26 protein-coding genes are annotated in these 25,799 nt (G+C 59.5%); 15 read left to right on the top strand and 11 right to left on the bottom strand.

Translation table 11 applies throughout. From position 1 onward, the window contains the following. Positions 1-205: 205 nt before the first annotated feature. Positions 206-2,041: a dihydroxy-acid dehydratase gene (gene ilvD / locus ACZ5A6_RS08075; protein ID WP_174061108.1), complete on the top strand. Its 1,836-nt coding sequence runs from the start codon at positions 206-208 to the stop codon at positions 2,039-2,041. A 264-nt stretch (positions 2,042-2,305) separates the two neighbouring features. Next, a complete protein-coding gene (locus ACZ5A6_RS08070) occupies positions 2,306-3,307 on the top strand; it encodes a serine hydrolase domain-containing protein (RefSeq protein WP_174061109.1) in 1,002 nt (333 codons plus the stop codon). Between the two features lie 3 nt (positions 3,308-3,310). Here the strand turns inward: ACZ5A6_RS08070 and ACZ5A6_RS08065 are convergent, their stop codons facing one another. Then, complete coding sequence (locus ACZ5A6_RS08065) at positions 3,311-3,664, bottom strand: lysozyme inhibitor LprI family protein (protein ID WP_019567060.1); 354 nt, start codon at positions 3,662-3,664, stop codon at positions 3,311-3,313. A gap of 174 nt (positions 3,665-3,838) precedes the next feature. On the opposite strand from ACZ5A6_RS08065, the gene ACZ5A6_RS08060 reads away from it, so the two are divergent. Together ACZ5A6_RS08060 and ACZ5A6_RS08055 are read left to right on the top strand one after the other, a co-directional pair. Continuing rightward, complete coding sequence (locus ACZ5A6_RS08060; RefSeq protein WP_003516104.1) at positions 3,839-5,245, top strand: DegQ family serine endoprotease; 1,407 nt, start codon at positions 3,839-3,841, stop codon at positions 5,243-5,245. Continuing rightward, positions 5,242-6,558: a replication-associated recombination protein A gene (locus ACZ5A6_RS08055; protein WP_464110906.1), complete on the top strand. Its 1,317-nt coding sequence runs from the start codon at positions 5,242-5,244 to the stop codon at positions 6,556-6,558. The genes ACZ5A6_RS08060 and ACZ5A6_RS08055 overlap by 4 nt, the downstream gene beginning before the upstream one ends. An 81-nt stretch (positions 6,559-6,639) precedes the next feature. Here ACZ5A6_RS08055 and ACZ5A6_RS08050 read toward each other — a convergent pair whose 3' ends face one another. Continuing rightward, entirely contained in the window at positions 6,640-6,954 is a 315-nt protein-coding gene (locus ACZ5A6_RS08050) for a DUF1883 domain-containing protein (RefSeq protein ID WP_003516101.1), read from the bottom strand. A gap of 251 nt (positions 6,955-7,205) precedes the next feature. On the opposite strand from ACZ5A6_RS08050, the gene ACZ5A6_RS08045 reads away from it, so the two are divergent. The 5 genes from ACZ5A6_RS08045 to ACZ5A6_RS08025 all read left to right on the top strand — a co-directional run bounded on the left by ACZ5A6_RS08045 (position 7,206) and on the right by ACZ5A6_RS08025 (position 13,604). Beyond that, a complete protein-coding gene (locus tag ACZ5A6_RS08045; RefSeq protein WP_065659245.1) occupies positions 7,206-9,020 on the top strand; it encodes a methyl-accepting chemotaxis protein in 1,815 nt (604 codons plus the stop codon). Positions 9,021-9,324: 304 nt separating this feature from the next. Beyond that, a complete protein-coding gene (locus tag ACZ5A6_RS08040; RefSeq protein ID WP_065659246.1) occupies positions 9,325-10,593 on the top strand; it encodes an extensin-like domain-containing protein in 1,269 nt (422 codons plus the stop codon). 399 nt (positions 10,594-10,992) lie between these two features. After that, positions 10,993-11,814 carry a sulfite exporter TauE/SafE family protein gene (locus ACZ5A6_RS08035; protein ID WP_065660785.1) on the top strand — a complete coding sequence of 274 codons (822 nt, stop codon included), beginning with the start codon at positions 10,993-10,995 and terminating at the stop codon, positions 11,812-11,814. Positions 11,815-11,919: 105 nt separating this feature from the next. After that, positions 11,920-12,846 carry an ABC transporter ATP-binding protein gene (locus tag ACZ5A6_RS08030; RefSeq protein WP_065659355.1) on the top strand — a complete coding sequence of 309 codons (927 nt, stop codon included), beginning with the start codon at positions 11,920-11,922 and terminating at the stop codon, positions 12,844-12,846. Continuing rightward, positions 12,843-13,604, top strand: coding sequence for an ABC transporter permease (locus ACZ5A6_RS08025; RefSeq protein ID WP_003516094.1), 762 nt, complete (start codon positions 12,843-12,845; stop codon positions 13,602-13,604). Before ACZ5A6_RS08030 ends, ACZ5A6_RS08025 begins: the two co-directional genes overlap by 4 nt. A 115-nt stretch (positions 13,605-13,719) precedes the next feature. On the opposite strand, the gene ACZ5A6_RS08020 is transcribed toward ACZ5A6_RS08025, so the two are convergent. From ACZ5A6_RS08020 to ACZ5A6_RS08010, 3 genes are read right to left on the bottom strand one after another with little or no spacing between them, the layout of a single operon-like run. Continuing rightward, a complete protein-coding gene (locus ACZ5A6_RS08020) occupies positions 13,720-14,427 on the bottom strand; it encodes a TIGR02281 family clan AA aspartic protease (protein ID WP_003516092.1) in 708 nt (235 codons plus the stop codon). Beyond that, positions 14,424-14,618 carry a DUF1289 domain-containing protein gene (locus ACZ5A6_RS08015; RefSeq protein WP_038491422.1) on the bottom strand — a complete coding sequence of 65 codons (195 nt, stop codon included), beginning with the start codon at positions 14,616-14,618 and terminating at the stop codon, positions 14,424-14,426. Before ACZ5A6_RS08015 ends, ACZ5A6_RS08020 begins: the two co-directional genes overlap by 4 nt. A 19-nt stretch (positions 14,619-14,637) precedes the next feature. After that, positions 14,638-15,423 (bottom strand): adenosylcobinamide-GDP ribazoletransferase, encoded by a 786-nt coding sequence (locus ACZ5A6_RS08010; protein WP_081308850.1) that lies wholly within the window; start codon positions 15,421-15,423, stop codon positions 14,638-14,640. Between the two features lie 131 nt (positions 15,424-15,554). Here ACZ5A6_RS08010 and cobT point away from each other — a divergent pair, with 131 nt between their 5' ends. Then, on the top strand, positions 15,555-16,589 hold the full coding sequence (gene cobT / locus ACZ5A6_RS08005; RefSeq protein WP_173992797.1) for a nicotinate-nucleotide--dimethylbenzimidazole phosphoribosyltransferase: 1,035 nt from the start codon (positions 15,555-15,557) through the stop codon (positions 16,587-16,589). An 8-nt stretch (positions 16,590-16,597) separates the two neighbouring features. Next, the gene (locus ACZ5A6_RS08000) at positions 16,598-17,002 is read left to right on the top strand and encodes a diacylglycerol kinase (RefSeq protein WP_013636420.1); all 405 of its coding nucleotides are present in this window, start codon (positions 16,598-16,600) and stop codon (positions 17,000-17,002) included. A gap of 16 nt (positions 17,003-17,018) precedes the next feature. Here the strand turns inward: ACZ5A6_RS08000 and pdhS2 are convergent, their stop codons facing one another. After that, positions 17,019-18,554, bottom strand: coding sequence for a two-component system sensor histidine kinase PdhS2 (gene pdhS2, locus ACZ5A6_RS07995; RefSeq protein WP_025593930.1), 1,536 nt, complete (start codon positions 18,552-18,554; stop codon positions 17,019-17,021). Between the two features lie 108 nt (positions 18,555-18,662). Between pdhS2 and ACZ5A6_RS07990 the strand changes: the two genes are divergently transcribed. The 4 genes from ACZ5A6_RS07990 (at position 18,663) to ACZ5A6_RS07975 (ending at position 21,709) form a co-directional block, all read left to right on the top strand. After that, positions 18,663-19,256, top strand: a complete 594-nt coding sequence (locus ACZ5A6_RS07990) for a thermonuclease family protein (protein ID WP_003516079.1) — start codon at positions 18,663-18,665, stop codon at positions 19,254-19,256. Beyond that, on the top strand, positions 19,249-19,893 hold the full coding sequence (locus ACZ5A6_RS07985; protein WP_174061112.1) for a uracil-DNA glycosylase family protein: 645 nt from the start codon (positions 19,249-19,251) through the stop codon (positions 19,891-19,893). The genes ACZ5A6_RS07990 and ACZ5A6_RS07985 overlap by 8 nt, the downstream gene beginning before the upstream one ends. A 70-nt stretch (positions 19,894-19,963) precedes the next feature. Further along, entirely contained in the window at positions 19,964-20,452 is a 489-nt protein-coding gene (locus ACZ5A6_RS07980) for an Lrp/AsnC family transcriptional regulator (protein WP_003507846.1), read from the top strand. Positions 20,453-20,743: 291 nt separating this feature from the next. Further along, positions 20,744-21,709: an aliphatic sulfonate ABC transporter substrate-binding protein gene (locus ACZ5A6_RS07975; protein ID WP_003516074.1), complete on the top strand. Its 966-nt coding sequence runs from the start codon at positions 20,744-20,746 to the stop codon at positions 21,707-21,709. 95 nt (positions 21,710-21,804) lie between these two features. Here the strand turns inward: ACZ5A6_RS07975 and ACZ5A6_RS07970 are convergent, their stop codons facing one another. From ACZ5A6_RS07970 to ACZ5A6_RS07950, 5 genes are all read right to left on the bottom strand, one after another. After that, positions 21,805-22,629: a methyltransferase domain-containing protein gene (locus tag ACZ5A6_RS07970; RefSeq protein ID WP_464110905.1), complete on the bottom strand. Its 825-nt coding sequence runs from the start codon at positions 22,627-22,629 to the stop codon at positions 21,805-21,807. Between the two features lie 84 nt (positions 22,630-22,713). Beyond that, positions 22,714-22,980: an usg protein gene (locus ACZ5A6_RS07965; protein WP_003516070.1), complete on the bottom strand. Its 267-nt coding sequence runs from the start codon at positions 22,978-22,980 to the stop codon at positions 22,714-22,716. A 168-nt stretch (positions 22,981-23,148) separates the two neighbouring features. Then, positions 23,149-23,979: an ABC transporter permease gene (locus tag ACZ5A6_RS07960; protein WP_025593926.1), complete on the bottom strand. Its 831-nt coding sequence runs from the start codon at positions 23,977-23,979 to the stop codon at positions 23,149-23,151. Beyond that, positions 23,976-24,779 (bottom strand): ABC transporter permease, encoded by an 804-nt coding sequence (locus ACZ5A6_RS07955; RefSeq protein ID WP_003516067.1) that lies wholly within the window; start codon positions 24,777-24,779, stop codon positions 23,976-23,978. The genes ACZ5A6_RS07960 and ACZ5A6_RS07955 overlap by 4 nt, the downstream gene beginning before the upstream one ends. A 113-nt stretch (positions 24,780-24,892) precedes the next feature. Continuing rightward, entirely contained in the window at positions 24,893-25,666 is a 774-nt protein-coding gene (locus ACZ5A6_RS07950; protein WP_003516066.1) for an ABC transporter substrate-binding protein, read from the bottom strand. Positions 25,667-25,799 lie beyond the last annotated feature (133 nt).

Here is a 25,799-nt window from a genome sequence, read left to right as displayed (position 1 = left end):
CGGCAAAAATCGCGCATTTGTGATGACAGACCGCGCGAATTGCAACATTCAAACCGGGCGTACCGTACCGAACCGTACTGTTTTGCCCGAAGGTGACAGTGACAGGGCTTACGGTTTGCGCTAGAAAAACCGCAAAATAGGGCGAGGGCATTTTGACCGCGGTGCGGGAATGCGCTCTTCTGCCCAAGAGATCGAGGAAAACACCATGCCAGTCTATCGCTCCAGAACGACAACCCACGGCCGCAACATGGCGGGCGCGCGCGGCCTATGGCGCGCCACCGGCATGAAGGACAGCGATTTCGGCAAGCCCATCATCGCGGTGGTCAATTCCTTCACGCAATTTGTGCCGGGCCATGTGCATCTGAAGGATCTCGGCCAGCTCGTTGCGCGTGAAATCGAAGCGGCCGGTGGCGTCGCTAAGGAATTTAACACCATCGCTGTTGATGACGGCATCGCCATGGGACATGATGGCATGCTTTATTCGCTGCCGTCGCGCGAAATCATCGCTGACTCGGTCGAATACATGGTCAATGCCCATTGCGCCGACGCGATGGTGTGCATCTCCAACTGCGACAAGATCACCCCCGGCATGCTGAATGCGGCAATGCGCCTCAACATTCCCGCCGTATTCGTTTCCGGTGGTCCGATGGAAGCGGGCAAGGTCGTTCTGCATGGCAAGACGGTCGCGCTCGATCTGGTTGACGCCATGGTCGCAGCTGCGGACGACAAGATTTCCGATGAGGACGTCAAGATCATCGAGCGTTCCGCTTGCCCGACCTGCGGTTCCTGTTCCGGCATGTTCACTGCCAATTCCATGAACTGTCTGACCGAGGCGCTCGGCCTGTCATTGCCCGGCAATGGTTCGACGCTTGCCACCCATTCGGACCGCAAACGCCTGTTCGTCGAGGCCGGTCACCTGATCGTCGATCTGGCGCGCCGTTATTACGAGCAGGACGACGAGACCGTTCTGCCGCGCACCATTGCCAACAAGGCTGCGTTTGAAAACGCCATGTCGCTGGATATCGCCATGGGCGGTTCCACCAACACGGTGCTGCATATTCTGGCGGCAGCGCATGAGGGCGGTGTCGATTTCGGCATGGAAGACATCGACCGTCTTTCCCGCAAGGTTCCCTGCCTTTCCAAGGTCGCGCCTGCCAAGCAGGACGTGCACATGGAAGACGTTCACCGCGCCGGCGGCATCATGCGCATTCTCGGTGAGCTGGATCGTGGCGGTCTCCTCAACCGCGATACCTACACGGTGCACGAGGCGACGCTGGGCGACGCCATCGACCGTTGGGACATCACCCGCACCAACAGCGAAACCGTGCGGCAGTTCTTTAAGGCTGCCCCCGGCGGCGTGCCGACGCAGGTGGCCTTCAGCCAGTCGTCGCGCTGGGACGATCTGGATACGGACGGTGAGAACGGCGTTATCCGCTCGGTTGAAAAGCCTTTCTCCAAGGATGGCGGTCTGGCCGTGCTTTATGGCAACATCGCTCTTGATGGCTGCATCGTGAAGACGGCGGGTGTCGACGAATCCATCCTGAAATTCAGCGGTCCGGCGGTTGTTTACGAAAGCCAGGACGCGGCGGTTAAGGGTATTCTTTCCAACGAGGTCAACGCAGGTGATGTCGTCGTCATTCGTTACGAAGGACCGAAGGGCGGCCCCGGAATGCAGGAAATGCTCTATCCGACCAGCTACCTCAAGTCCAAGGGCCTCGGCAAAGCCTGCGCGCTGATCACCGACGGACGTTTTTCGGGCGGCACATCCGGCCTGTCCATCGGCCATGCCTCGCCGGAAGCGGCGCAGGGCGGCGCTATCGGCCTCGTGCGTCAGGGCGACTTGATCGAGATCGATATTCCCAACCGCACGATCAACCTCAAAGTTACGGATGCGGAACTGGCAGCCCGCCGCGCCGAGCAGGACCAGCTCGGCTGGAAGCCTGCGGAGTTCCGCAAGCGCAACGTCACGACAGCGCTGAAGGCCTATGCGGCTTTTGCGTCCAGTGCCGACAAGGGTGCTGTTCGGATTTTGCCGGAGTAATCTGGCGGGCAGGGTCCTACATTGCAGGCAGCCTGAGCCGCTCTTCTTAGCGGCTTTTTCTTGTTCTGACCCGGATTACGCGCGTCGTTAACAAACAGATTCAATTGCCTCAGAGCTTGATTCTCCAAGCTCGCGCAACACGCTGTTTCGCCACCGTAAATTCTAAACCATCCGGCCGTCCACCCTCCATGCCAGCAGTCACATTGGAGTGATGTTCCGTCACTTGCCCTTTTCCAACGCGCCGCGATGCCTAACTTCAGCATCATGAAAAGACGAACCGCACTCAGCCTTATCGCATCTTTGCCTTTCGCCCGCCTTGCCTACGGGCAAACGGCTGGCAATGGCGCCCGCTTCAGTCCATTGCTCAACGAGGCGGATGGGCTTTCGAGCCTGAAAGCCGTCATCGTCAGTATTGACGGCCAGGAGGTGGCCAGCCGTGCCTATCACGGCGCCAGCCTTATGGGTTCCACCAACATCAAGTCGGCCTCGAAATCTGTCATTTCCGCGTTGATCGGCATGGCGATCGATCGCAAGATATTGGCCGGGGCGGATCAGCCGATTGCCACGATCCTGCGCAGCGATTTTCCGCCGAACCCCGATGCGCGTCTGGAAAGGGTAACCATCGGCAACCTGCTTTCCATGCAATCCGGTATGGAACGAATGTCCGGCCCAAACTACGGCCGCTGGGTCGCCAGCCGCAACTGGGTGCGAATGGCGCTGGGGTCGGGTTTTGCCGGAGAGCCGGGCGGTGGCATGCTTTACTCCACCGGTTCCACGCATCTGCTTTCGGCGATTTTGACCAAGGCATCCGGCCGTTCGACGCTGTCGCTGGCGCGCGACTGGTTCCGGCCGCTGGAGGGCTTCTCAATCGGCGGCTGGGAGCGCGATCCGCAGGGCATCTATCTCGGCGGCAACCAGATGGCGATGACGGCGCGGTCGCTGCTGGCTTTCGGCGAGCTTTACCGGCTGGGCGGGGTAACGCCAGGCGGCGAGCGTTTGATTTCGCAGAGCTGGATCGATCAATCCTGGCAACAACGCACCAATTCCGTCTTCAACGGCGATGGTTACGGCTATTGCTGGTTCATCAAGAAGATGGCGGGCGAGACGGTTTATTATGCCTGGGGCTACGGCGGGCAGATGCTCTATATCGTCCCCGCCAAACGGATTTCGGTGGTTATGACGTCCCGTGAGGATGCGCCTTCGGCGAGAACCGGTTATCGCGACCAATTGCATGGGTTGATGGAGAATATTATTCGCGTTGCGTGAAAATCAGAGCGGTCTGTTTATGCTCTGGAAAGCTTCCCCGAGCCGCTTCATGCGCTCCTCATAGGCACTTGTAATGCAGGCGACATCCGCATTGCATTCCTGGCGCTTTTTCAACCATTGGCTCTGTTCTTCGCGCAAGGTGTCGCGTGCGCCCATCGCCATCAGTTGTGTCAGGATGTCGAAGGTGGTGACCATCTTCACGTCCTGATCGTTGAGGGCTCGGTTGTCGCAGATCGCCTTTTCATCCGCGGCCAGATCAGGCTTCGTGCAATCGAAGCTAGCGGCGTTGGCGGGCGAACCCAATGAAGCGCAGGCGAGGAGGATGCCGGAGGCAAGGATTGTCTGTTTCATGTGCATGGGTCGTCTCATTTTGAGGACAGGCTTGTGTGAGTGAAACCGAAATGGGGTGCTGTTGGTTCCACCTGCACAAGCCGGTCATCGCATGAAAAAGATCGGCCATCATCTTGCCGCGCTTTGCTTTATAGGCTTTCGCGTTATAACTCCATCATACTGATGAGGATGAGGAATCACATGCAGAGCGTGCTGAAGTATCTGTCCACCGGCTTTCTTGCGGCGCTGCTTCTCGTTCCGGTCGGAGCGCAGGCGCAGGACAACAAGACCGTGCCCGCAAGCCACACGGAAATGCAGCTTTCCTTCGCGCCGCTGGTCAAGCGTACCGCAGGCGCTGTGGTGAATGTCTATGCCGAACGCATCGTGCAGCGGCGCTCGTCGCCCTTTGCCGGCGACCCGTTCTTCGAGCAGTTCTTCGGCCAGCAGATGCCGAACCGCACGGAGAAACAGTCCTCGCTCGGATCGGGTGTGATCGTGACGGCCGGCGGCCTCGTGGTGACCAACAATCACGTCATCGATGGCGCCGACGACATCAAGGTGGCGCTGGCGGATGGGCGTGAATTCTCCTCCAAGGTGCTGCTGAAGGACGACCGGGTCGATCTTGCCATTCTGCAGATCGACGCGAAGGAACAGTTTCCGGTGCTTTCGCTTGGCAATTCGGATGCCATTGAAGTCGGCGATCTCGTGCTTGCCATCGGCAACCCCTTCGGTGTCGGCCAGACGGTAACAAGCGGCATCGTCTCGGGGCTGGCGCGCAACCAGGTGACGCAGGGCGATTTTGGCTTCTTCATCCAGACCGACGCCTCCATCAACCCCGGCAATTCCGGCGGTGCGCTGATGAACATGGCGGGTGAGTTGATCGGCATCAATACTGCCATCTTCTCCAAGGGCGGCGGGTCGAACGGCATCGGTTTTGCCATTCCCGCCAATCTGGTCCGCGTTTTCGTTGCCGCCGCCGAGCGTGGCGACGCGAACTTCCAGCGGCCCTATATCGGCGCAACCTTCGATCCCGTCACCTCCGATGTCGCCGAGGCGCTTGGCCTGCACCGCGCGCGCGGTGCGCTCGTCGTCAGCGTCGTCAAGGGCGGCCCGGCGGAGAAAGCTGGCATCGAGCCGGGGCAGGTCGTAACGGCGGTCAACGGTTTGGAGGTGGAGCATCCCGATGCACTCGGTTATCGCCTCACGACGGCTGGCATCGGCAAGTCCGCCGAATTGACGCTGGTGGAGAAGGGCAAAGAGAAGAAGGTGACCATTGCGCTCGACACGGCGCCGGAAACCGCGCCGCGTGACGAACGGCTGCTGGAGGGACGCAATCCCTTGGCGGGCGCGACTGTCGCCAATCTCTCGCCGAAGCTTGCAGATGAACTGCGCATGCCTTCGCAGGTGACCGGCGTCGTCGTCACCGATGTGAAGCGCGGTTCGCCGGCCTATCGGGTCGGGTTCCAGCCGAAGGATGTCATCCTGTCGCTGAATGGCTCGGATATCGGCTCCACGGCTGCGGTCGAAAAGGCGCTGGACGACAATCCCGGCTTCTGGCGGGTGGAAATCCTGCGTGACGGTCAACGTATCCGGCAGTTCCTGCGATGAGCGATGACCTCTTTGCCCCACAGGTGCCTGTCGAGGTCGCCAACCGGCGGCCTCTTGCCGACCGCCTGCGTCCGAAGACGCTGGCGGAGGTGACCGGGCAGCCGCATCTGACGGGGGAAGAGGGCGTGCTGCGCCGTATGATCGATAGCGGCTCACTCGGATCGATGATCTTCTGGGGACCGCCCGGTACCGGCAAGACGACGGTCGCCCGTCTGCTTTCGGGCGAGGCCGGGCTGGCTTTCGAGCAGATTTCGGCGATTTTTTCCGGTGTTGCCGATCTCAAGAAGGTTTTCGAGGCAGCACGCACACGCCGGATGAACGGCCGGCAGACGCTGCTTTTTGTTGACGAGATCCATCGTTTCAACCGTGCCCAGCAGGACAGCTTCCTGCCGGTCATGGAAGACGGCACCATCATTCTTGTGGGTGCAACCACCGAAAACCCGTCCTTTGAACTGAATGCCGCTCTTTTGTCGCGGGCGCGTGTCCTCACGTTCGGTTCGCATGACGAAGAGAGCCTGGGCGAGCTTTTGAAGCGCGCCGAAGAGGCGGAGGGCAAGCCTCTGCCGCTGACCGAGGAGGCGCGTGTCAGCCTGATCCGGATGGCCGATGGCGATGGCCGCGCCGTGCTGACGCTTGCCGAAGAGGTCTGGCGTGCGGCGCGCAAGGACGAGACTTTCGATACCGAAGGGCTGACGCGCATCGTGCAGCGGCGCGCGCCGGTTTACGACAAGGGACAGGACGGCCACTACAATCTGATTTCCGCGCTGCATAAATCGGTGCGCGGTTCGGACCCGGATGCGGCGCTTTATTATCTCTGCCGCATGTTCGATGCCGGCGAAGACCCGCTCTTTATCGGGAGGCGGCTGGTGCGCATGGCGGTGGAGGATATCGGCCTTGCCGATCCGCAGGCGCTTGCCGTCTGCAATGCCGCCAAGGACGCCTATGATTATCTGGGGTCACCGGAAGGCGAACTGGCGCTGGCGCAGGCCTGCGTCTATCTCGCCACCGCGCCGAAATCGAATGCCGTTTATACAGCCTTCAAATCGGCGATGCGGGCGGCCAAGGAAAACGGCTCGCTGGTGCCGCCAAAACATATTCTGAACGCGCCCACAAAGCTGATGAAGGGCGAGGGTTATGGTGACGGTTACCGTTACGACCATGACGAGCCGGATGCCTTTTCGGGACAGGACTATTTTCCGGAAAAAATGGGGCGCAAGACGTTTTACGATCCGCCCGACAGGGGGTTCGAGCGGGACATCCGCAAGCGTCTCGACTGGTGGGTGAAGCTGCGCCGCGAGCGCGGTTCGCGTTAAAAAGCTTTCTTCACAAAAAGAATCAGGCGCTTGCCAAAGTGAGTCGTAAAAACGCGCCATCCAACTGTTTCCAAAGGGAAATCAGGATGCCTTCCGGTGCTGCATGACCTGCGACGGGGCAGGCAGCATCTTGACCGAGGATTCCGCCAGACCACTGTGCCCTTCGGCATCGATCACCAGATGCCAGTGCAAGGTCTCGGGAATGCTGATGCGGATCGGCGATTTTTTCGCGACGCCGCCGAGATATTTGAAATCGAGCAATTCGGTGAAACGCTGGAAGTTTGCGCCTGTCATAAGCCGTACATTGTTGACGGCCGAAAGGGACACCTCAATAGTCGTCCCAGCCCGCAATTCCTTCAGGTCATAGTGTGTAAAGCGGAAATTCGGCCGTGACATTGCGCGTCTCCCTGTACCTGTATTTTGGCAAAAGAGGATAGGACGTCAGGGTTAACGAGCTCTTTAAAACGGCAGCACCCTGTAGAATTTCGGGTCGCTGCGCCGGCTTTGAAGGGCCGTGGAGAGTATTGGCGGGTTGGGAGGAGGAGGTCTGGAATAATACTAACGTATAATAAGCGTATTCAGTTATAATAAATTTTTTAACTCTAACATACGCTGGTCGAAGTGCCGTCAGCGGCGTTGGGGGGAATATGAAAAACGTCACGATATCTATGCGCCTTTATGCGCTCGTTGCATTGTTTCTGGCAATATTGACTGCGGCACTTACATTCAGCCTGTTCGAGACCTTTCATGAGATGGAACGCGAGCGTAAAGCGGGGCTCGCATCCATGAACGAAACGGCTGTCGCCATTCTTGAGCAATATTACCGGCTGGAGCAGGGTGGCACCCTGACGCGTGAGGCTGCGCAGCAGCAAGCCAAGACCACGATTGCGGCGATGCGCTATGGCAACGGCAGCGGCTATTTTTGGATCAACGACATGCATCCCAAGATGGTGATGCATCCGATCAAGCCCGAGATGAACGGCAGCGATCTCACTGCCAACAAGGATCCGAACGGCAAGGCGCTGTTCGTCGAATTCGTCAATACGGTGAAGGCGGGCGGCCAGGGCTTTGTCGATTATTATTGGCCCAAGCCCGGCGCGCCGGACCCAGTCGAGAAGTTTTCCCATGTCGCCGGTTTCGCGCCTTGGGGATGGATTGTCGGCACTGGCGTTTATGTCGACGATCTTGAGGCGGTTTTCTGGAGCAACGCCTATTTCAACATCGCAGTGTGTGTTCTGTCCGGCCTTCTGGTGATCGGCGTGGCTGCAGCCGTCGTGCGCAGCGTGACACGGCCTATCGATCGCATCCGGCAGAGTATGAAGCGGATCGCTGATGGTGACGGCGAGGCTGAAATTGAATTCGCCGACCGTCGCAACGAAATCGGCGCCATTGCCAAGACGTTGCTGGTGCTGCGTGACAGCGTCAACGAGCGCAGCGCCTTGCAGGCCCGCGAGGCGGGGCAGCAGCGGGCGCTGGAGGAGGCGCGGCATGGCAACGAGATGGCGTTGCGCTCCGCATCCGAGCGTCAGGCTCATGCCATGAACGAGCTCGGCAGTTCGCTGGAAGCACTCGCCAATGGCGATCTGACCGTCGAGCTTGCCGATATCGGCGGCGAATATGAAAAGCTGCGCATGGATTTCAACCGCGCCGTCGGCGCGCTGCATGGGGCGATCGAGGCGATCGCCAGAACCGGCCATGTCGTCAACGATAGCGCATCTGACATCAGCGGTGCGACCGGCAATCTTTCGCGCCGGACAGAGCAGCAGGCAGCGGCGCTGGAGGAGACGGCGGCGGCTCTTGACGAAATCACCGCGACGGTACGCACCGCTTCCGAACGGGCGAACGAGGCCCGACAAATGGTGCAGGATACAAAAACGAGCGCAGGCCGCTCGGGCGAGATCGTGCGCAATGCCGTCGATGCGATGGGCCGTATTGAGGAATCTTCGCGGCGCATCGGGCAGATCATTTCCGTCATCGACGAAATCGCGTTCCAGACCAACCTTCTGGCGCTGAATGCCGGAGTCGAGGCCGCAAGGGCAGGCGAAGCGGGACGCGGTTTTGCCGTGGTGGCGCAGGAGGTTCGCGAACTCGCGCAACGCTCTGCCAATGCCGCCAAGGAGATCAAGACCCTTATCAATCGTTCCGCGGAAGAGGTCGGCGGCGGTGTCGCACTCGTTCGCTCCACGGGTGACGCGCTGGATGAGATCGTGACGCTGGTCAACCGGGTCGACGGCCACGTCAATTCCATCGCCACGGCGGCACGCGAACAGGCCACCGGCCTGCAGGAGATCAACACCTCCGTCAACCACATGGACCAGATGACCCAGCAGAACGCCGCCATGGTGGAAGAGACGACGGCGGCCAGCCAGACGCTGGCCGAAGAAAGCCGGCAGCTCCGCGCGCTGCTGTCCCGTTTCGAACTCGGGCGTGGGGCAGGGCGCGAGGTTTCGCGGGCGGCTTGATTTTTATCCGCTTGAGATAGTTTACAGGGCGCGGCTTTGGCTGCGCCCTTTCTGTTTCGAGGAAGTGAGACAACATTTCCTCCGTCGTGCCGGACCTGTGGTGTGTCTGCATCGTGAGAGGCGTTGGTTTGCAGAGCTTTGCTCACACCTTTGGTATGATTTCGGTCGAGGCTTCCGCATTTCCCGCTTCACGGAACAGCCCGGTTCGTTATTTCTCCCAACCAATAAGGATTCGTTTACCCCGTTTCTTTAAAATTTACCTGTATTGCCGCGGGTAGCGGCCGCTGAAGGTACAGGTTCTCGTATGGCGTATGTTTCCCTTCCGCGTCGTCTTGTGACGTTGTTGATGATTTCCACGGTCATGGTGTCGTGTTCGGCGGAGGGCCTTGTGCCGCCGGCTGAGGTTGACGGCACGACGCGTGTCGGCGCCATCCGGTCGTCGCGGCAGCAAGGCTACAGCGCGCCGCCGGGTGCGGTCTATCAGGCCGAGCGGACCGGGCAGGCCACCAATTATCCCGCAGCCGTGTCGCAGCCGATGCCGGAGCCTTATGCCTCGCAGGATCCCCTGCTGCAATCGCCACAGGGCGGCCAGGGCTATTCCACGCTGGATGGCCAGCATCAGGCGCGGATGGCCGCGAACGGCCAAAGCATGGCCTCCCCAGCCATGCCCAACCAGCAGGGCGCCGCAAATCAGATCGCCGAAGGCGAGGGCGGGGTGAACATGGATTCCATGCTGGGCGTGGAGCCGGTTCGCGGACTTGCGGAAGAGCAGGACGCCGATATTGCCGAAGGTGCTTCCGCCCAGCCGGTGGTGGACGGCATCGGCACCGACAATCCGGTTGCCGTTTCTCCGGCTCGCCGGCAACAAAGTGCGGGTCAGTCGCGGTTGATACCGCCACCGCCGCCGGGGTCTTCTTCCCGCCGCCAGCCGGTGGAGGAGGTCGCCATGCTGATGCCTAATGATCCGATGTCCCGCGACGGACTGCAAAGCAACCGCTCGGCTATGCCGCCCGGCGTCATGCCATCCTCGGAAGTGGCCTGTCGCTCCGAGCTGCGCCGTCTCGGCGTCGCCTTCCGCGATGTTGCGCGCATTGCAGATGGACCGACCTGCGGTATCGACTATCCGATCGAACTCAGCGGGCTTGCCAGCGGCGTTGCCATCCGCCCGGCAGTGAAGCTCAATTGCCAGGTCACGCTTGCGTTCGCCAAATGGGTAAAGTTCGAACTCGTGCCGTCCTCCCGCTTCCGTTACCTCTCAGGCGTCGGACGCATCACGCCCATGGGCGGTTATTCCTGCCGCAAGATGAATTCGCGCTCCAGCAATCCGTGGTCCGAACATGCGCGTGGCAACGCCATCGATATCGGCACCATAACGCTGAACAACGGCAAGGAGATCGACGTTCGCAGCAAGAACTTCTTCGCCTTCCGGGAAAAGGCGCTGCTGAAGGCAGTGAGGTCCGATAGCTGCAAATATTTCTCCACGGTTCTCGGGCCGGGCAGCGATCCCAACCACTGGAACCATTTCCACTTCGACCTGCGCACCCGCAAGTCCGGTTACAGGCATTGCGACTAGGGGCGACGAGACGACACGGTGGTGCATGACGATAGGCGTGAGGCATTAGTTGTGGTGCGTCACGTCGACCCGTAACTTCCCGTCCGTCCCGGCGCTACCCGGAATGGCGGAGTGGGGGATGTGGCCACATTACAATTTGGGCCTGTTGGGTTTGGTGCTAGCCGCCCAAAAAAAGACCGGCCCTAAGGCGGTTGAAGAAGACTGCCTAAATCGGGGGATATCGGCGTCTTTGCAAGGGCATGCAATGGGAAGAAATCCCATAAAACGGTCCATCCGGTGCGGATATCCGGCAAAAAACATCGCGCCGTACTGACCTGCGGCCAACATGGCTTGCCGCCCTTTTCTGATACGCTATGAGCGTCACATGTTTGTGACAACGGCCCCCGGGAGCCTGCTTTCATGCCCCCTGTTTCAGAGATACTGATCTTTGCTTCGGCGCTTGCGGCCGCGGGCGTGGTCGCTGGACTTCTGGCGGGGCTGTTCGGCATTGGCGGCGGTGCTGTGCTGGTGCCGGTGTTCTACCATGTGTTCGGGCTTCTGGATGTGCCGGAGGCGGTGCGCATGCATCTGTCGCTTGGCACTTCGCTTGCCATCATCGTGCCGACCTCCATTCGTTCCTTCCTGACGCATCGCCAGAAAGGTGCCGTTGATATCGATCTCCTGAAGGGCTGGATCGTCGCCGTGCCGCTCGGCACCATCCTCGCATCTGTGGTGGCTGCGCATGCCTCGAGCGTCGCCCTGCGGCTGATCTTCGCTTTCATTGCGCTTGCGCTCGCTTTCCGGATGATCTTCAACCGGGCGAGCTGGCATCTCGGTTCAGACCTGCCGAAAAACCCGGTCCGCTTTCTGGTCGGCACCTGCATCGGCCTTCTGTCTGGCCTGATGGGTGTGGGCGGCGGGGTGATGAACAATACTTTCATGACGCTTTACGGACGCACCATCCATCAGGCGGTTGCCACATCCTCCGGTGTCGGAGTGCTTATTTCGCTGCCGGGTCTCCTCGGCTATATCTGGGCCGGCTGGGGTGATGCAGGTCTGCCGCCTTTTTCCACCGGCTTCATCAACTGGATCGCCGTCGCGCTGCTGATCCCCATCACGCTTGTCGTCGCGCCCTATGGCGCGCGGCTGGCGCATGCACTCAGCAAGAAGCAGCTGGAGCGGGCCTTCGGGGTGTTTCTGGTCTTCGTCGCGGCCCAGTTTTTCTACAGCGTCTACAGCTGATTTTCCCTCTCCGCCGAATGCAGTGTTCAGGCCGTTGGGCTGGCAATTGCGGGTTGTACGGCCTATATGGCGTGCATCTTACTCGTTTTTTTCGAAAGATTCGCGATGAATGCCATTGTTTCGATACGGAATCTGACCAAGTCCTACGCAAATGGCTTTCAGGCGCTCAAAGGTGTCAGCCTCGATATCAGAGAGGGGGAAATCCTTGCTCTTCTCGGGCCTAACGGAGCCGGCAAGACGACGCTGATCTCTATCATCTGCGGGCTTGTCAATCCGGGTGAAGGCTCGGTTCTCGTTGGCGGATATGATGTGGTGAAGGATTTTCGCCAGACGCGTGCCCTGATCGGCCTTGTGCCACAGGAATTGACGACAGACCAGTTCGAGACCGTGTGGAACACCGTCAGCTTCTCGCGCGGTCTGCATGGGCAGAAGAAGAACCCGGAACTGATCGAGCGCGTCCTGAAATCGCTGTCGCTCTGGGACAAGAAGGACAATATGCTGCGGGAGCTTTCCGGCGGCATGAAGCGACGCGTGCTGATCGCCAAGGCGCTTGCGCACGAACCGAAGGTCCTCTTCCTCGACGAGCCGACGGCGGGTGTGGATGTTACCTTGCGCCGCGACATGTGGAATGTCGTTTCCGAGCTGCGCTCCAAGGGCGTCACAATCATTTTGACCACGCATTACATCGAGGAGGCGGAAGAGATCGCTGATCGGGTGGGCGTTATCAATGGCGGCCAATTGTTGCTGGTGGAAGAAAAGACCGCGCTGATGAAGAAGCTCGGCCGCAAGCAGCTTTTCCTTGAACTTTCGCAGCCGGTGGAGGCGTTGCCGGACAGTCTCTCATCTTTCGGCCTTTCGCTCTCGGATGACCGCAACACCATCACCTACGAGATCGAGGACAACGGCGAGCAGGGGCGCATTGCCGATCTGCTGACTGCGCTTTCCGGTGCCAACATCCATTTCAAGGATATTTCGACACGTCAAAGCTCTCTTGAGGATATTTTCGTCTCGCTGGTAGGAGACCAGAAATGAATTTTGAAGCCGTCAAGTCCATCTACCTGTTCGAAATGGCGCGCACCCGCCGCACCCTGTTGCAGAGTGTCGTGTCGCCGGTCATTTCCACCTCTCTCTATTTCATCGTTTTCGGAACGGCGATCGGTTCAAGGATTCAGGAGGTTGGCGGGGTTTCCTATGGCGCGTTCATAACGCCCGGCCTGATCATGCTGACGCTTTTGACGCAATGCATCAGCAACGGCTCTTTCGGCATCTATTTTCCGAAATTCACCGGCACGGTCTACGAGATATTGTCTGCGCCAGTGGCGATGACGGAAATTGTTGCCGGTTATGTCGGGGCGGCGGCGACCAAGGGGCTGATGATCGGCACGATCATCCTGATAACGGCCTCCTTCTTCGTGGATATCACCATCGCCCATCCGTTCATGATGATCCTGTTCTTTGTGCTGACGGCGGTGAGCTTCAGCCTGTTCGGCTTCATCATCGGCATCTGGGCCACGAATTTCGAGCAGCTGAACCTCATCCCGATGCTGGTGGTGCCGCCTCTGACATTCCTTGGCGGCAGCTTCTACTCCATCGACATGCTGCCGCCCTTCTGGCAGACGGTCAGTCATTTCAACCCGGTGCTCTACCTCATCAGCGGTTTCCGCTGGAGCTTCTACGAGATCGCCGACGTTAATCCCGTCATCAGCCTGGCGATGATCACGCTGTTTCTCGCACTCTGCCTCGGTGTCGTCGGCTGGATGTTCAAGACCGGTTACCGGCTGCGCAACTGACCGGAAAGAGGTTTGCCGTGAATGTGATACGCCCGGTTTGCACCGGGCGTTTTCGTATTCGGATAGCGAGACGTTATTTTTTGATCGCGAGCAGGAACTGTCTGCACGGCAGGTTTTACCTGTCTCGCAATCTCAACTCATCGGTCTGCATCTGCATCGAACCAAGCGTCGACAGGAAGCTCATGCCGAGCAGGCTCTGGCCCAGTTGGCCATCCTGCGCGACGAGGGCGGGGATGTTGCTCCGTGCGATCGGGCCGATGCCGATCTCGGACAGGGTGACGGGCGCTGCCGCCGTGCGGCCGTTCGCGGTCATCACCGGCACGGTGTAGCGCAGTTTCGTGGTGTCGATGCCAATGGCGGCGGCATCGGCATTGGCCAGCACCACGGAGCTCGCGCCGGTATCGACCAGCATGTGGATGGTTTTGCCTTCAATACTGACATTCGCCTCGAAATGGCCGCTCATCGATTTGTGCAGTATGATCTCCTGTTCGCCGCCAGCGGTCGTCACCACCACCGCGCGGCCGGGCATCAGGCCACCCAGCAGCCGGTCGGCGAAGGATTGCAGGTCGTAGCGATAGAGATAGACGGATACGAGGCCGAGGATAATCACGAGCCAGATGGCGAGTTGCCGGACAACGCTTGCGAAGCTGCCGCGGCTTCCCGCCAGAATGCCGACGGATAGCAATCCCGCAATCGGCAGGAGATAGACGATCTGCCCGAATTTCTCGTTGTCGATGCCGAAGGTGCGGCCGCTGTCGTGATTGACGAGAAGCAGGCCGAGACCCACGGCCAGCAAGAGGAGAACGAAAGTCAGCCTGTTCATGCGGTGTGCGTCTCCCTGGAGGTGTCCTTGCCTGTTTTTGCCAGTCTTTCGGGAAGCGCCTGCATGATCATGCGGCGCTTTTCGTCGCTATAGGTTGCCCAGCCGCCGATCTCGTCCAGCGTGCGTCCGCAACCGATACAGAGGCTGTTTGTGGCGTCGAGGGAGCAGATATGAATGCAGGGTGTTTCCATGGGGATCTATATCAGTCTGTCACGTCGCAAGGGCAAGAGCGACGAGAGTAACGATCTCCGTGATCTGCTGGCTGGCGCCGATCGTGTCGCCGGTGTGGCCGCCGATCTTGCTGACACAGAGCCTGCCGAACAGCACCGTCGCGAGGCAGACAGCCGCCAGAACGACTACGATCGACACAAAGGGCAGGGCATGCAGCGTGAAAAGCACGAGCAGCAGCAACCCTGTTGCGAGCGCGATGTTGCGCTCGCTTTCCCCGGGTTGGCCCGCGCCGGCGGCGATGCCGGAGGTTTTGGCGGCGGGCAGTGACTGCCAGTGCCATACCATCAGGGCGCGGCTCACCACCAGCGCGGCAATCAGGCAGGCGGCGGCGGTCTTGGCAGGCAGGGTTTCTATAAGCGATGCGAGTGCCGTGGCGCGCAGTGCAAAGGACAGGATCATGGCGATCGTGCCATAGCTGCCGATGCGACTGTCCTTCATGATCTCAAGCGTTTTCGGCTTTTCCTTGCCGCTGCCGAAGCCATCGGCCATATCCGCCAAGCCGTCTTCGTGCAACGCACCGGTTATGAGCGCGGTGACGGCGATGGCAAGCCAGCCGGTGAGCTGCGGTGAGGCGTCGAACTTCGCTAATGCCACCACGAGCACAGCAGCGGGCAGGGCGATCAGGAGGCCTGCGGCGGGAAAAGCGCGTGCTGTCCGGCGCATCGATGGACCGTCACCTTCACCGAAGAAGCGCGATGGGACCGGCAGGCGGCTGAGAAAGGCAACGGAATGCATGACATCTGTTATAAAATCCCCGGCCTTCATGCTCTCTCCGCTGCTGTGCTTGCATTTCCGGTTGTTCCGCGGCGCGTCCGCGATTATGAGAGGCGCAACAAAGACCGATTTGCCGGAAAACACAAGTTTCCGCCAACCCGACGACGAGAAAGACAGATACCATGAGCATGAGCGGATTGCCCTTCGACGATTTCCGCGCGCTGCTGCGCGAGCTTCCCGGCCCGGATACGCATGCGCTGGTCGCGGCCAAGGAGCGCAATGCGCAACTGACGAAACCGGCCGGTTCGCTCGGTCGGCTGGAAGAAATCGCCATGTGGCTTGCCGCATGGTCGGGCCGCTCGCCCGCCGTCACCCGTCCGCTGGTGGCGATTTTCGCCGGTAATCATGGCGTCACCCGGCACGGCATCACGCCCTATCCGACGTCCGTGACGCAGCAGATGGTGGAGAATTTTGCGGCAGGCGGTGCGGCGATCAACCAGATTTGCGTCACCAACGATCTCGGTCTGAAGATTTTCGATCTGGCGCTGGACTACCCGACCGGCGACATCACCTGCGAGCCTGCCCTTTCCGAGCGTGATTGCGCCGCCACCATGGCCTTCGGCATGGAGGCGATTGCCGGCGGTACTGACCTTCTCTGCGTTGGCGAAATGGGCATTGGCAACACCACCATCGCAGCGGCGATCAATCTGGCGCTTTATGGCGGTACGGCGGAAGAATGGACCGGTCCCGGTACCGGCTCCGAAGGCGAGGTCATGGCCCGCAAGATCGCGGCAGTGAAGGCTGCCGTCGAGTTCCACAAGGACCATCTGTCCGATCCGCTCGAAATCATGCGCCGACTTGGTGGCCGTGAGATTGCGGCGATTGCCGGCGCGATCCTTGCCGCCCGCGTGCAGCGCATTCCCGTGCTGATCGACGGTTATGTGGCGACTGCCGCTGCAGCACTTCTGAAGGCTGCCAATCCTTCGGCGCTTGACCATTGCCTGATCGGCCATGTCTCCGGTGAACCGGGCCATCTGGCTGCCGTCGAGAAACTTGGCAAGACGCCGCTTCTGGCGCTGGGCATGCGGCTTGGCGAGGGCACGGGTGCCGCTTTGGCCGCCGGCATCGTCAAGGCTGCCGCCGCCTGCCATTCCGGCATGACGACTTTCGAAGCTGCCGGTGTCGATACTGGTACCCATTCCCACACTGAGCATTGAGGCCGAAGATGGACGCAACGCCGCAGAAGAAGCAACCGGAACCTGCCTTCCGTAAGGAAAAGGGATGGCGGCATCTTTTTGCTGCTGCCCGCTATTCCTTGCAAGGGCTTGGACGGCTGTGGCAGGAAGCGGCGTTCCGGCACGAGGTTCTCGCCTTCGGCGTCGGCCTTGCTCTGCTTCTGGTCGCCGGCGCGCCGTTTGCGCATCTTCTCGTCTTTACGGTGCTGATGCTGCTTTTGTTCGCGGTCGAGGCGCTCAATACCGCGATTGAGGAGTTGGTGGATCGCATCTCGCCGGAAATCTCTTCCGTCGGGCGACACGCCAAGGATCTCGGTTCCTTCGCCGTCTTCTGCCTTTTGACGGCAAACGGATTTTTCGTGCTTTATTCGCTGGTGACGACGCTGTTCTTCTGAACGGCAGATTTGACGCTTAGGCGAAGGACCGACGGCGTGGCTGGATGGCGTGGGTTTCCTCCACGGCTGGCAGGCTTTGCAGCACGCGTTTTGCCGGCAGGATGGCGATGCCTTCGGTGCCTTCACGCAATTTCGATTTCAGGATGAACTGGCCGTCATGCTTGGCAAGGATGGCCTGAACGATGGGCAGGCCGAGCCCGGTTCCCTGTTCGGCGCTCTTGATCGCGATCGATCCCTGACCGAAGGCAGACAACACCACGGGGATTTCTTCCTCTGGAATGCCGGGGCCGTTGTCCTTGATCGACACATATTGCCCGCCACCCGCCGTCCAGCCTGCCTTCACGAGGATTTCACCGCCCTGCGGGGTGAATTTGACGGCGTTGGAGAGCAGGTTGAGGATGACCTGGCGGATCGATTTTTCATCCGCCCAGACCTGCGGCAGGCTGCTTTCAAACTGCTGCGAAATCCTGATGGTCTTGGCGCGGGCGCGAAGCTGGATCATGCCGATGCAATCTTCGGCGATTTCAAGCATCGAGACCGCTTCTTCATTGAGGTCGTAGCGACCGGCCTCGATACGCGACAGGTCGAGGATTTCGTTGATGAGGTCGAGCAGATGCTGGCCGGAACGGTGGATGTCGCCGGAATATTCCTTATAGAGCGGATTGTTGAGCGGACCGAGCACCTCTGCTGACATGACTTCGGAGAAGCCGAGAATAGCGTTGAGCGGGGTTCGCAGCTCGTGCGACATGGAGGCGAGAAAGCGCGATTTCGCCAGATTGGCCTCTTCCGCACGCCGCCGCGCCTCATCCGACATCGAGTTGGCGACTTCGAGTTCGGCGATCAGATCATCTTTTTCAGTCTGCGACGACAGCAGCTTGATGCTGGTCTGGTAAAGCCTGCTGGTGATGCGATGACAGAAAAGAATCGCCATGCCGAACATCAGGGCGAGGCCAACATCGAAGGGATCGCGGGAGACGACGGAGGTGACGCACAGCGCCGCCAGCACCGGCAGGAAGGTCATGAAGGTGGCCCGCCGCAGCATGAAATTGGCCATGGCGGTAAGCGAAAGCGCGATCAGCAGCGTCGCGCCCTTGAAGAAAAGAACGAGTGTCGGGTTGTTGCGCACCGGTTCGGCCAAGGCGAACATTGCCCAGGCGCAACCGATGAGGATCTGCATGGCAAGGAAGAGATTGCGCCACTTCGGCAGATTTTCGGCCGTGATCCCCTGTTTGGCGGCTCTTTTGGCCAGCACCAGAGACATGGCATGGAAACTCAGCGCAATGAGCGACCAGATGATCAGCCCTATGTCACCCGTGATATACAAACCGATGATAGAGGCGAGCACGATGAAAAGCGGCATGATCATCGCGCCCTGAAGGGCTTCTGCGATGTGCATCGTCAGCATTTCACGTTCATAGGCTTCGCTGCCGCCAGCGCCTTGCTGCAAGCGTTCACGCGTCGTCTTCACCGTGTCGAAAACAGCCTTGTTACGGTGCTTTCGTGAACGGTCGACGATGATCTTATCGGTGGACGTGCTGACGCTTTTACTCATTGTTACAACGCAGGTGACATGAACCCTTTGCAGGCTACGCACAAAATCTTAAGAAGATGCTGCCGTGAAAGGATTTGTTTGCCATTTCTGACAAGGGTTTGTTGTGACATGAGACGAAATGGAGGCAGGCGCGGCTTTTTCTCGACGTTTCGCGACGGCGGGCTTTTCCTTGCCACCGTTTTTCTCGGCATTCTGATTGCCGCCAAGCTCGATCAGATCAATAGCGAGACCCATACCGGCCGTTTCTTCGTGATCGATGGCGATACGCTTTCAAAGGGCGAGGACCGGTTCCGGCTGCTCGGCATCGATGCGCCGGAGCTTTCGCAGACGTGCCGACGCGGCAGTGAAACCTGGCCATGCGGCGCGGAGGCGCGACGCGTTCTGCAACAGATGATCGAAGGCACGACCTTTTCCTGTTCCGGCAGTTCCAGGGACCGTTACGGACGGCTGCTGGTCTATTGCTCGGCGGGAGACCGGGATGTGTCCTCGGAAATGGTGGCGTCGGGTTTTGCCATCGCTTCAGGTTATTTCCAGTTCTCCGGCGAACAGGCGCTGGCGCGCAAAGAAGCTCGCGGCATATGGGCCGGAGAATTCGAAAAACCGGCGGAGTGGCGGCGCGAACATCGCGCAGCGGATTTGCAAACGCCCGCCGCGGGTTTCCTCACCATCATCCGTCATCTTCTGGGATGGAATCATGGCTGAGGCGGATCGAGCCCTGCCGATGAATGACGACGGGTTGGACGGGCTGCGGGGCGCGATTGCCCTCTGTCGCATCTGTCGCGACACCCCAACCTGCGGACGTCTGCCGCACGAACCCCGACCGGTCGTGGTGATGTCGACCAAGGCGCGTATCATGATTGCAGGGCAGGCGCCCGGGCTTCGCGTGCATGAAACGGGTGTGCCTTTCAACGATGCCTCCGGCGACAGGCTGCGCCAGTGGCTGAATGTGGATCGTGAGACATTCTACGATCCGGACCGCTTCGCCATCGTGCCCATGGGGTTCTGTTTCCCCGGCTATGACGACAAGGGCAGTGACCTGCCGCCTCGACGCGAATGTGCGCCGCAGTGGCGGGAGAAGGTGCTGGCGGCGATGCCGCAGGTGGAGCTGGTCCTTGCCATCGGTCAATATGCCCAGGCCTTTCATCTCGGGGAAAGACGGCGGAAAACCATGACCGAGACCGTACACGACTGGCGCAGCTATTTTCATTCAAATTCGGGACCAGCCATTTTGCCGCTGCCGCATCCGAGCTGGCGCAACACCGGCTGGCTGAAGAAGAATCCATGGTTTACCGAGGAGCTGCTTCCTGTTCTGCGAGAACATGTGGAAATGCGACTTTAGTGAAACAATTTTCTGTTTTTCTCTAAAAATTAGTGTATTGAAAGGAAATTAATTCAGGAGGGTAGACGCATTGGATCGCCTAGACCGTAAGATTTTGCGCATTCTGCAAGAAGATTCCACGCTGGCTGTCGCTGATCTGGCGAAAAAGGTCGGCCTTTCCACGACGCCCTGTTGGCGGCGTATCCAGAAGATGGAAGAGGACGGTGTCATCCGCCGGCGCGTGGCGCTGCTGGATCCGGTCAAGGTCAACACCAAGGTCACCGTTTTCGTCTCCATCCGCACTGCCTCCCATTCCATCGAATGGCTGAAGCGGTTTTCCGAGGTGGTGTCCGAGTTCCCCGAAGTCGTCGAGTTTTACCGCATGAGCGGCGATGTCGATTATCTGCTGCGCGTTGTCGTGCCTGACATCGCGGCCTATGACGCCTTCTACAAGCGGATGATCGCCAAGATCGAAATTCGTGACGTGTCGTCTGCCTTTGCGATGGAACAGATCAAATATACGACGGAACTGCCGCTCGATTACATGCTGCTGGATAATCCCAAATCCGGCGAGGAATGATCCCGGCTGATCAGGCTTTTTGAACAATGCCCTTTCCGGCTGCCGGGGAGGGCATTTTTCGTTGCGCAGTTTGCTTTTCCGCAAGCACTCAAGTCGGCCATCCGGCGGTTGTCCGGGGAATGCACACTCCTGGCGTGCCGAGGCGGCCAGGCAATCTTATTCCGCCTGCGACGGCAAATTAGCACATTCAATTCTCTTTGCACTGGTGCCGCGCAAAGTGGGATTTTGATAAAATCACTCGAATATCTACGCTTTGTATATCTGATGATGGCAACAGTGAAGGATATCCACATGCTCACACGACGCGGAACATTGGGACTGATTGCGGGTGCAACGGGGGCGGCGTTCCTGCCGCATATCCGACGGGCTGGAGCCGCGACCACCACATTACGGATCGGCTGGCAGAAGAATGGCGTGATCGCGTTGGCAAAGAGCCAGGGCGCGCTTGAAGCGCTGTTGAAGGATCGCGGCATTGAGGTCAAATGGTCGGAGTTCTCCTCCGGGCCGCCGCTTCTTGAAGCGCTGGGCGCAGGTGCGCTGGATATCGGACCGACGGGCGATGTGCCGCCGCTTTTCGCGCAGGCTGCCGGTGGCAATCTGCGCTATGTGGGAACTTACAAGGGCGCCGCCGGCGGATCGGCAATCCTTGTGCAGAAGGATTCGCCGCTGAAGACGCTGGCCGACCTCAAGGGCAAGAAGGTGGCTTTCAAGCGCGGCTCCAGCGCCCATAACGTTACTGTCAAAGCATTGCGAAAGGCCGGTCTGACGCTGAACGACATAACATCCATCGACCTTGCCCCGCCGGATGCGGCGGCCGCTTTCCGCAGCGGCAGCATCGATGCCTGGTCGATCTGGGATCCTTATTTTGCCGTGGCGGAAAAGGAGCCGACGACACGAGTTCTCGCGACTGCCGAAGGTATTGTCGATCCCTGGAGCTATTTCCTCGCCAATGGCGACTTCGTGGAAAGCAATCCCGACCTCGTGCCGCTGCTCCTCAAGGAACTCGCAAGCGTCGGCGCAAAGGCTCAGGCCAACATCGATGAGACTGCAAAATTGCTGGCGGCGATAACCGGCGTCCCGCAGGATGTAACCAAGGTGTCGCTGACGCGTCCGGGAGCGGATCTGGGGCGTGTCTCGCTGGTTTCGGATGAGGCCATCAGCTATCAGCAGGCGCTGGCCGACGAGTTCTACGATCTGAAAATCGTGCCAAAGAAACTCAAGGTTACCGATATCGTCTGGCGTCCGAAAGCGAGTTGATCCGGGCGAAAGCTGAGTCTCTTCAATCGTCTGGCTGTTGTTGCTGAGAGATTGATTCAGGCAAGCGCTCCATGTCAGGAGCGCTTGCCTCTACCTCAGCCCTTGAGCCTGGCAATCACCAGATGGCCGGGTGTGGGGTTGCCGTCCTGCATGCGCACGTTGATATCGGTGACTTCGACTATGTCGAAACCGGTCGCTGCCAGTCTTTCCCGAACATAGGTTTCGGCGTGGGCGAAACGCTGGTGCGGGCCTACCATATAGGGGCGTCCGGCCATGGTTGCTTCGGGCAGCGTTTCCGACGAGAAGATCAGCAGGCCACCAGGGACGAGGTTTTCAGCGGCGCCGAAAAACAGCGGTTCCAGCGCGCCGAGATAGGGCAGCACATCGGTTGCGGTGATGATGTCGAAGGGCTCGTCGTCATTGTCTTCGAGAAAGTCCTCGGCTTCGGCGACATAGAGCGTCTCGTAGAGGTCCTTCTCATGGGCGATCTCGACCATGTTTTCGGAAATGTCGATGCCGGTGATGTCATCAGCCATGTCGCGCAGCGCTTCGCCGGTGAGGCCGGTGCCGCAGCCGAGATCGAGCAGGCGCTTGAAGGGGCCGAGTTCAAGCGTTTGCAGGCGCTGGCGCACCATCATCGGCACTGCATAACCGAGCTGTTCGACAAGAATATCCTCGAAGGCTTCGGCGTGCTGGTCGAACAGGGTTTCGACATAGGCGTCGGGCGCTTTGGAAGGCGGTTCGCCGCGGCCCATGGCGGCGATGCGAACGGCTGCGCCACCGTGATCGTCCGGATCGATGGCCAGAACCTCTTCATAGGCCTTCACCGCCGCGTCAACATCGCCGGCCTTTTCAAGCGCGAGCGCGCGGTTATAGGCTTCGGCAAGCGCATCTTCGTCAATTTTCTGGTTCTTCGTCATCGTGCAGTATCCGTCAGCATCTTCAGTTGAAGTCTGCTGTAAGCCGCAAGACGGACGGGCGCAATGCTTATGTGGCGATGGGCCTCAGTGGAGAATGAACTCTCCTTTCAATGCGCGCCATTCCTGCGCCGAGATCACCTGCCGGTGCACATAGCGGACCGAGTGCAACGGACCGTCTAGCTTTTCCTGCCAGAATTTGAGGAAACCGTGCATTTCGGGGAAATCCGGGGCGAGATCATAGTCCTGCCAGACATAGGTCTGGAGAACCAGCGGATGGTCCGGCATGCGATAAAAAATCTGGGCGGTGGTGAGGCCGTAGCCCCTCAGCATCATTTCCATTTCCTTGTTCATGTCGGCTGTTCCCGTTCTCATGATTGCCGATCACAGCGTTGTCGCTGTATCTGATATGGGAACACGACAGGGTTAACCCAACCTTGCCAAAGGTCTGGGTTGTCACAAAATAGTTATATTTTTCAAAATGTTGGCAGTCTTCTCTGTTGAGTGCTGCCAACGGTGTCCCTAGCGCTTGAGATGGCGCGTCAGGCGGGCTTCGAGCCATGCCCAGACATGCCGGAGCGTCTCGACGATCGTCAGGTAGAAGATCGCCGCCCAGAGATAGGCCTGATAATCGAATGTGCGGGAGAAGGCGTAGCGCGTCTGTCCCATCAGGTCGAAGACCGTGACGATGGAGACCACTGCCGAACCCTTGATCATCAGGATGATCTCGTTGCCGTAGGGGCGCAGCGCCACGATGAGGGCCTGCGGCAGAATGACCTTGCGGAAGGTGATGAATTTCGACAGGCCGAGCGAGGCCGCACCTTCAATCTGGCCGCGTGGCACGCTTCGGATCGCGCCCCTCAGAATTTCGGCCTGATAGGCGGCGGTGTTGAGGGTGAGCGACAAGAGGCCGCAATACCAGGCCTCGCGGAAGAACCACCATAGGCCAACGGTTTCCAGCCCCTGACGGAAACTGCCGAGGCCGTAATAGATCAGGAAAAGCTGCGCCAGCAGCGGGGTGCTGCGAAAGACGTAGACATAGGCATAGGCCAGCGCGCTGATGACGCGATTTTCCGACATGCGGGCGAAGGCGATCGGCACCGAGAGAATTGCGCCGAGGATGATCGAACTGCCAACCAGCGTAATGGTGGTGATGAGGCCATCGATATAACGCGGCCCGTAACGTTCGAATTTCGCCCAGTCCCAGCCTTCGATCATCGCAAAGATCAGCCCGGCGGCCAGCAGCAGCCAGAGCGTTATGACGGCGATGCCGACGACGCGCGATATGTTGAGGGGCTTGTCTGTGGCGACCGGCGCGGGGCGCGGCGGGATGAGTTCCTGAACATGGCTCATCGGCTTGCCTCCGACTTGCGCGACCAGCGATCGATGAAGCCGATGCCGATGGAGGAGAGCAGAGCGAGGATGAGGTAGAGCAGGCAGGCGATGCCGTAGAAGAAGAAGGCTTCCTTGCTGACGCGGGCAGCGATGCCGGTCTGGCGCACGATATCGGCAAGGCCGATGATCGAGACGTAAGAGGTATCCTTGAGCAGAATGACCCAAAGGTTGGTCATGCCGGGCAGGGCGATCCTGACCAGCTGCGGAATGATGACGAGCACCATGGTGTGGCCGCGCGAGAGGCCGAGTGCATGGCCCGCCTCATATTGGCCCTTTGGGATGGCCTTGAAGGCGGATAGCAACACTTCCGAGGAATAGGACGAAAACACCACTGACAGCGCGACCATGCCCGCCACGAAGGCGTTGATCTCTACCGGGCCGGTTATCCCGACATAACCGGCGGCCGATTGCAGCAGCATCTGTATGCCGTAATAGACGATGAACAGCGTCAGGAGTTCCGGCAGGCCGCGGAAGATGGTGGTATAGACACCGGCCGCCAGCCGCAGCGATTTTTCCTCCGATTGCGCGGCGAGCGCAATGAGGAAACCGATCACAAGCCCGACGGGCAGGGTGGCGAGCGCCAGCGAGATCGTGACCTTGACGCCGAAGGCGATTTCGTCGCCCCAGCCGGCATCGCCACAGGTGACGAGGGTGCCGTTTCCGAAAAGCGTGAAGAGACCGACCGGCCCACAGAAAGGGTCGAGAAGTGTCGAGACATAGGTCCAGAACGCACCTATGGCGGAAAATGCTCCGCTCATGCCAGTTTTCCCCCGCGGTCTTAAGCCGCCGTGATTGTTATGGTTACGTTTTCAAACAAAAATGGCGGAAGGGCAAGCCTTCCGCCACCAGATTTCAACAGGCGACGCGCCGCTTACTGGCCGTAAACGTCGAAATCGAAGTATTTCTTGTTGATTTCCTGGTACTTGCCGTTGGCGCGGATGCCGGCGATGGCAGCCGTGAACTTGTCGGCGAGCGCCGTATCGCCCTTGCGAACGGCTACGCCTGCACCATTGCCGTTGATCTCGACATCCACCGGAAGCGGCGTCAGGATCTTGCAGCACTTGCCTGCATCCGACTTCAGCCACTCCGACAGGACGACGATATCGTCGATGACGGCGTCGATGCGGCCGTTGGCGATGTCGAGCTTATATTCGTCGGCGGTCGGGTACATTTTCAGGTCGGAACCCGGGAAGTGCTTTTCGGCATAGTTGGAGTGAGTCGTGGAACCCTGAGCGCCGAGCGACTTGCCCTTCAGGTCGTCGACGGACTTGATCGGCGAATCCTTCGGTACGGCGATTGCCGGCGGGGTGTTGTAATATTTCTTGGAGAAATCGACCTTCTGGAGACGCTCCGGCGTGATCGACATGGACGCGATGATGGCGTCGAACTTCTTTGCCTGCAGGGCGGGGATGATGCCGTCCCAGTCATTTGTGACGAAGGTGCATTCAGCCTTCATTTCGACGCACAGCGCCTTGGCGATGTCGATGTCGAAGCCGGTCAACGTACCGTCGGCTTCCAGATTGTTGAAGGGCGGGTAGGCGCCTTCCGTGCCGATGACGATCTTGTCCTGCGCGAGGGCCGCGCCGGAAAACAGGGAGATGGCGGCAATCGATACGGCTGCGAGCAGACGGGTGGAAATAGGCATTTCGATCCTCTCTTTTGGTCGTTCATCCGCAGTCTGTTGTTGTTTTCAGTGCGGACGTCGTGAGCGCAGGCGCAACAGAACGGTTTGACATTCGTGGCCTTCAGCGCGCGGCAATTATTCGTCCGGTTGGTCA

The organism is Agrobacterium sp. 6Ca8 (assembly GCF_055382765.1).
The sequence above is the reverse complement of the archived record's forward strand: the minus strand, read 5'-3'. Positions and strand labels throughout refer to the sequence as shown.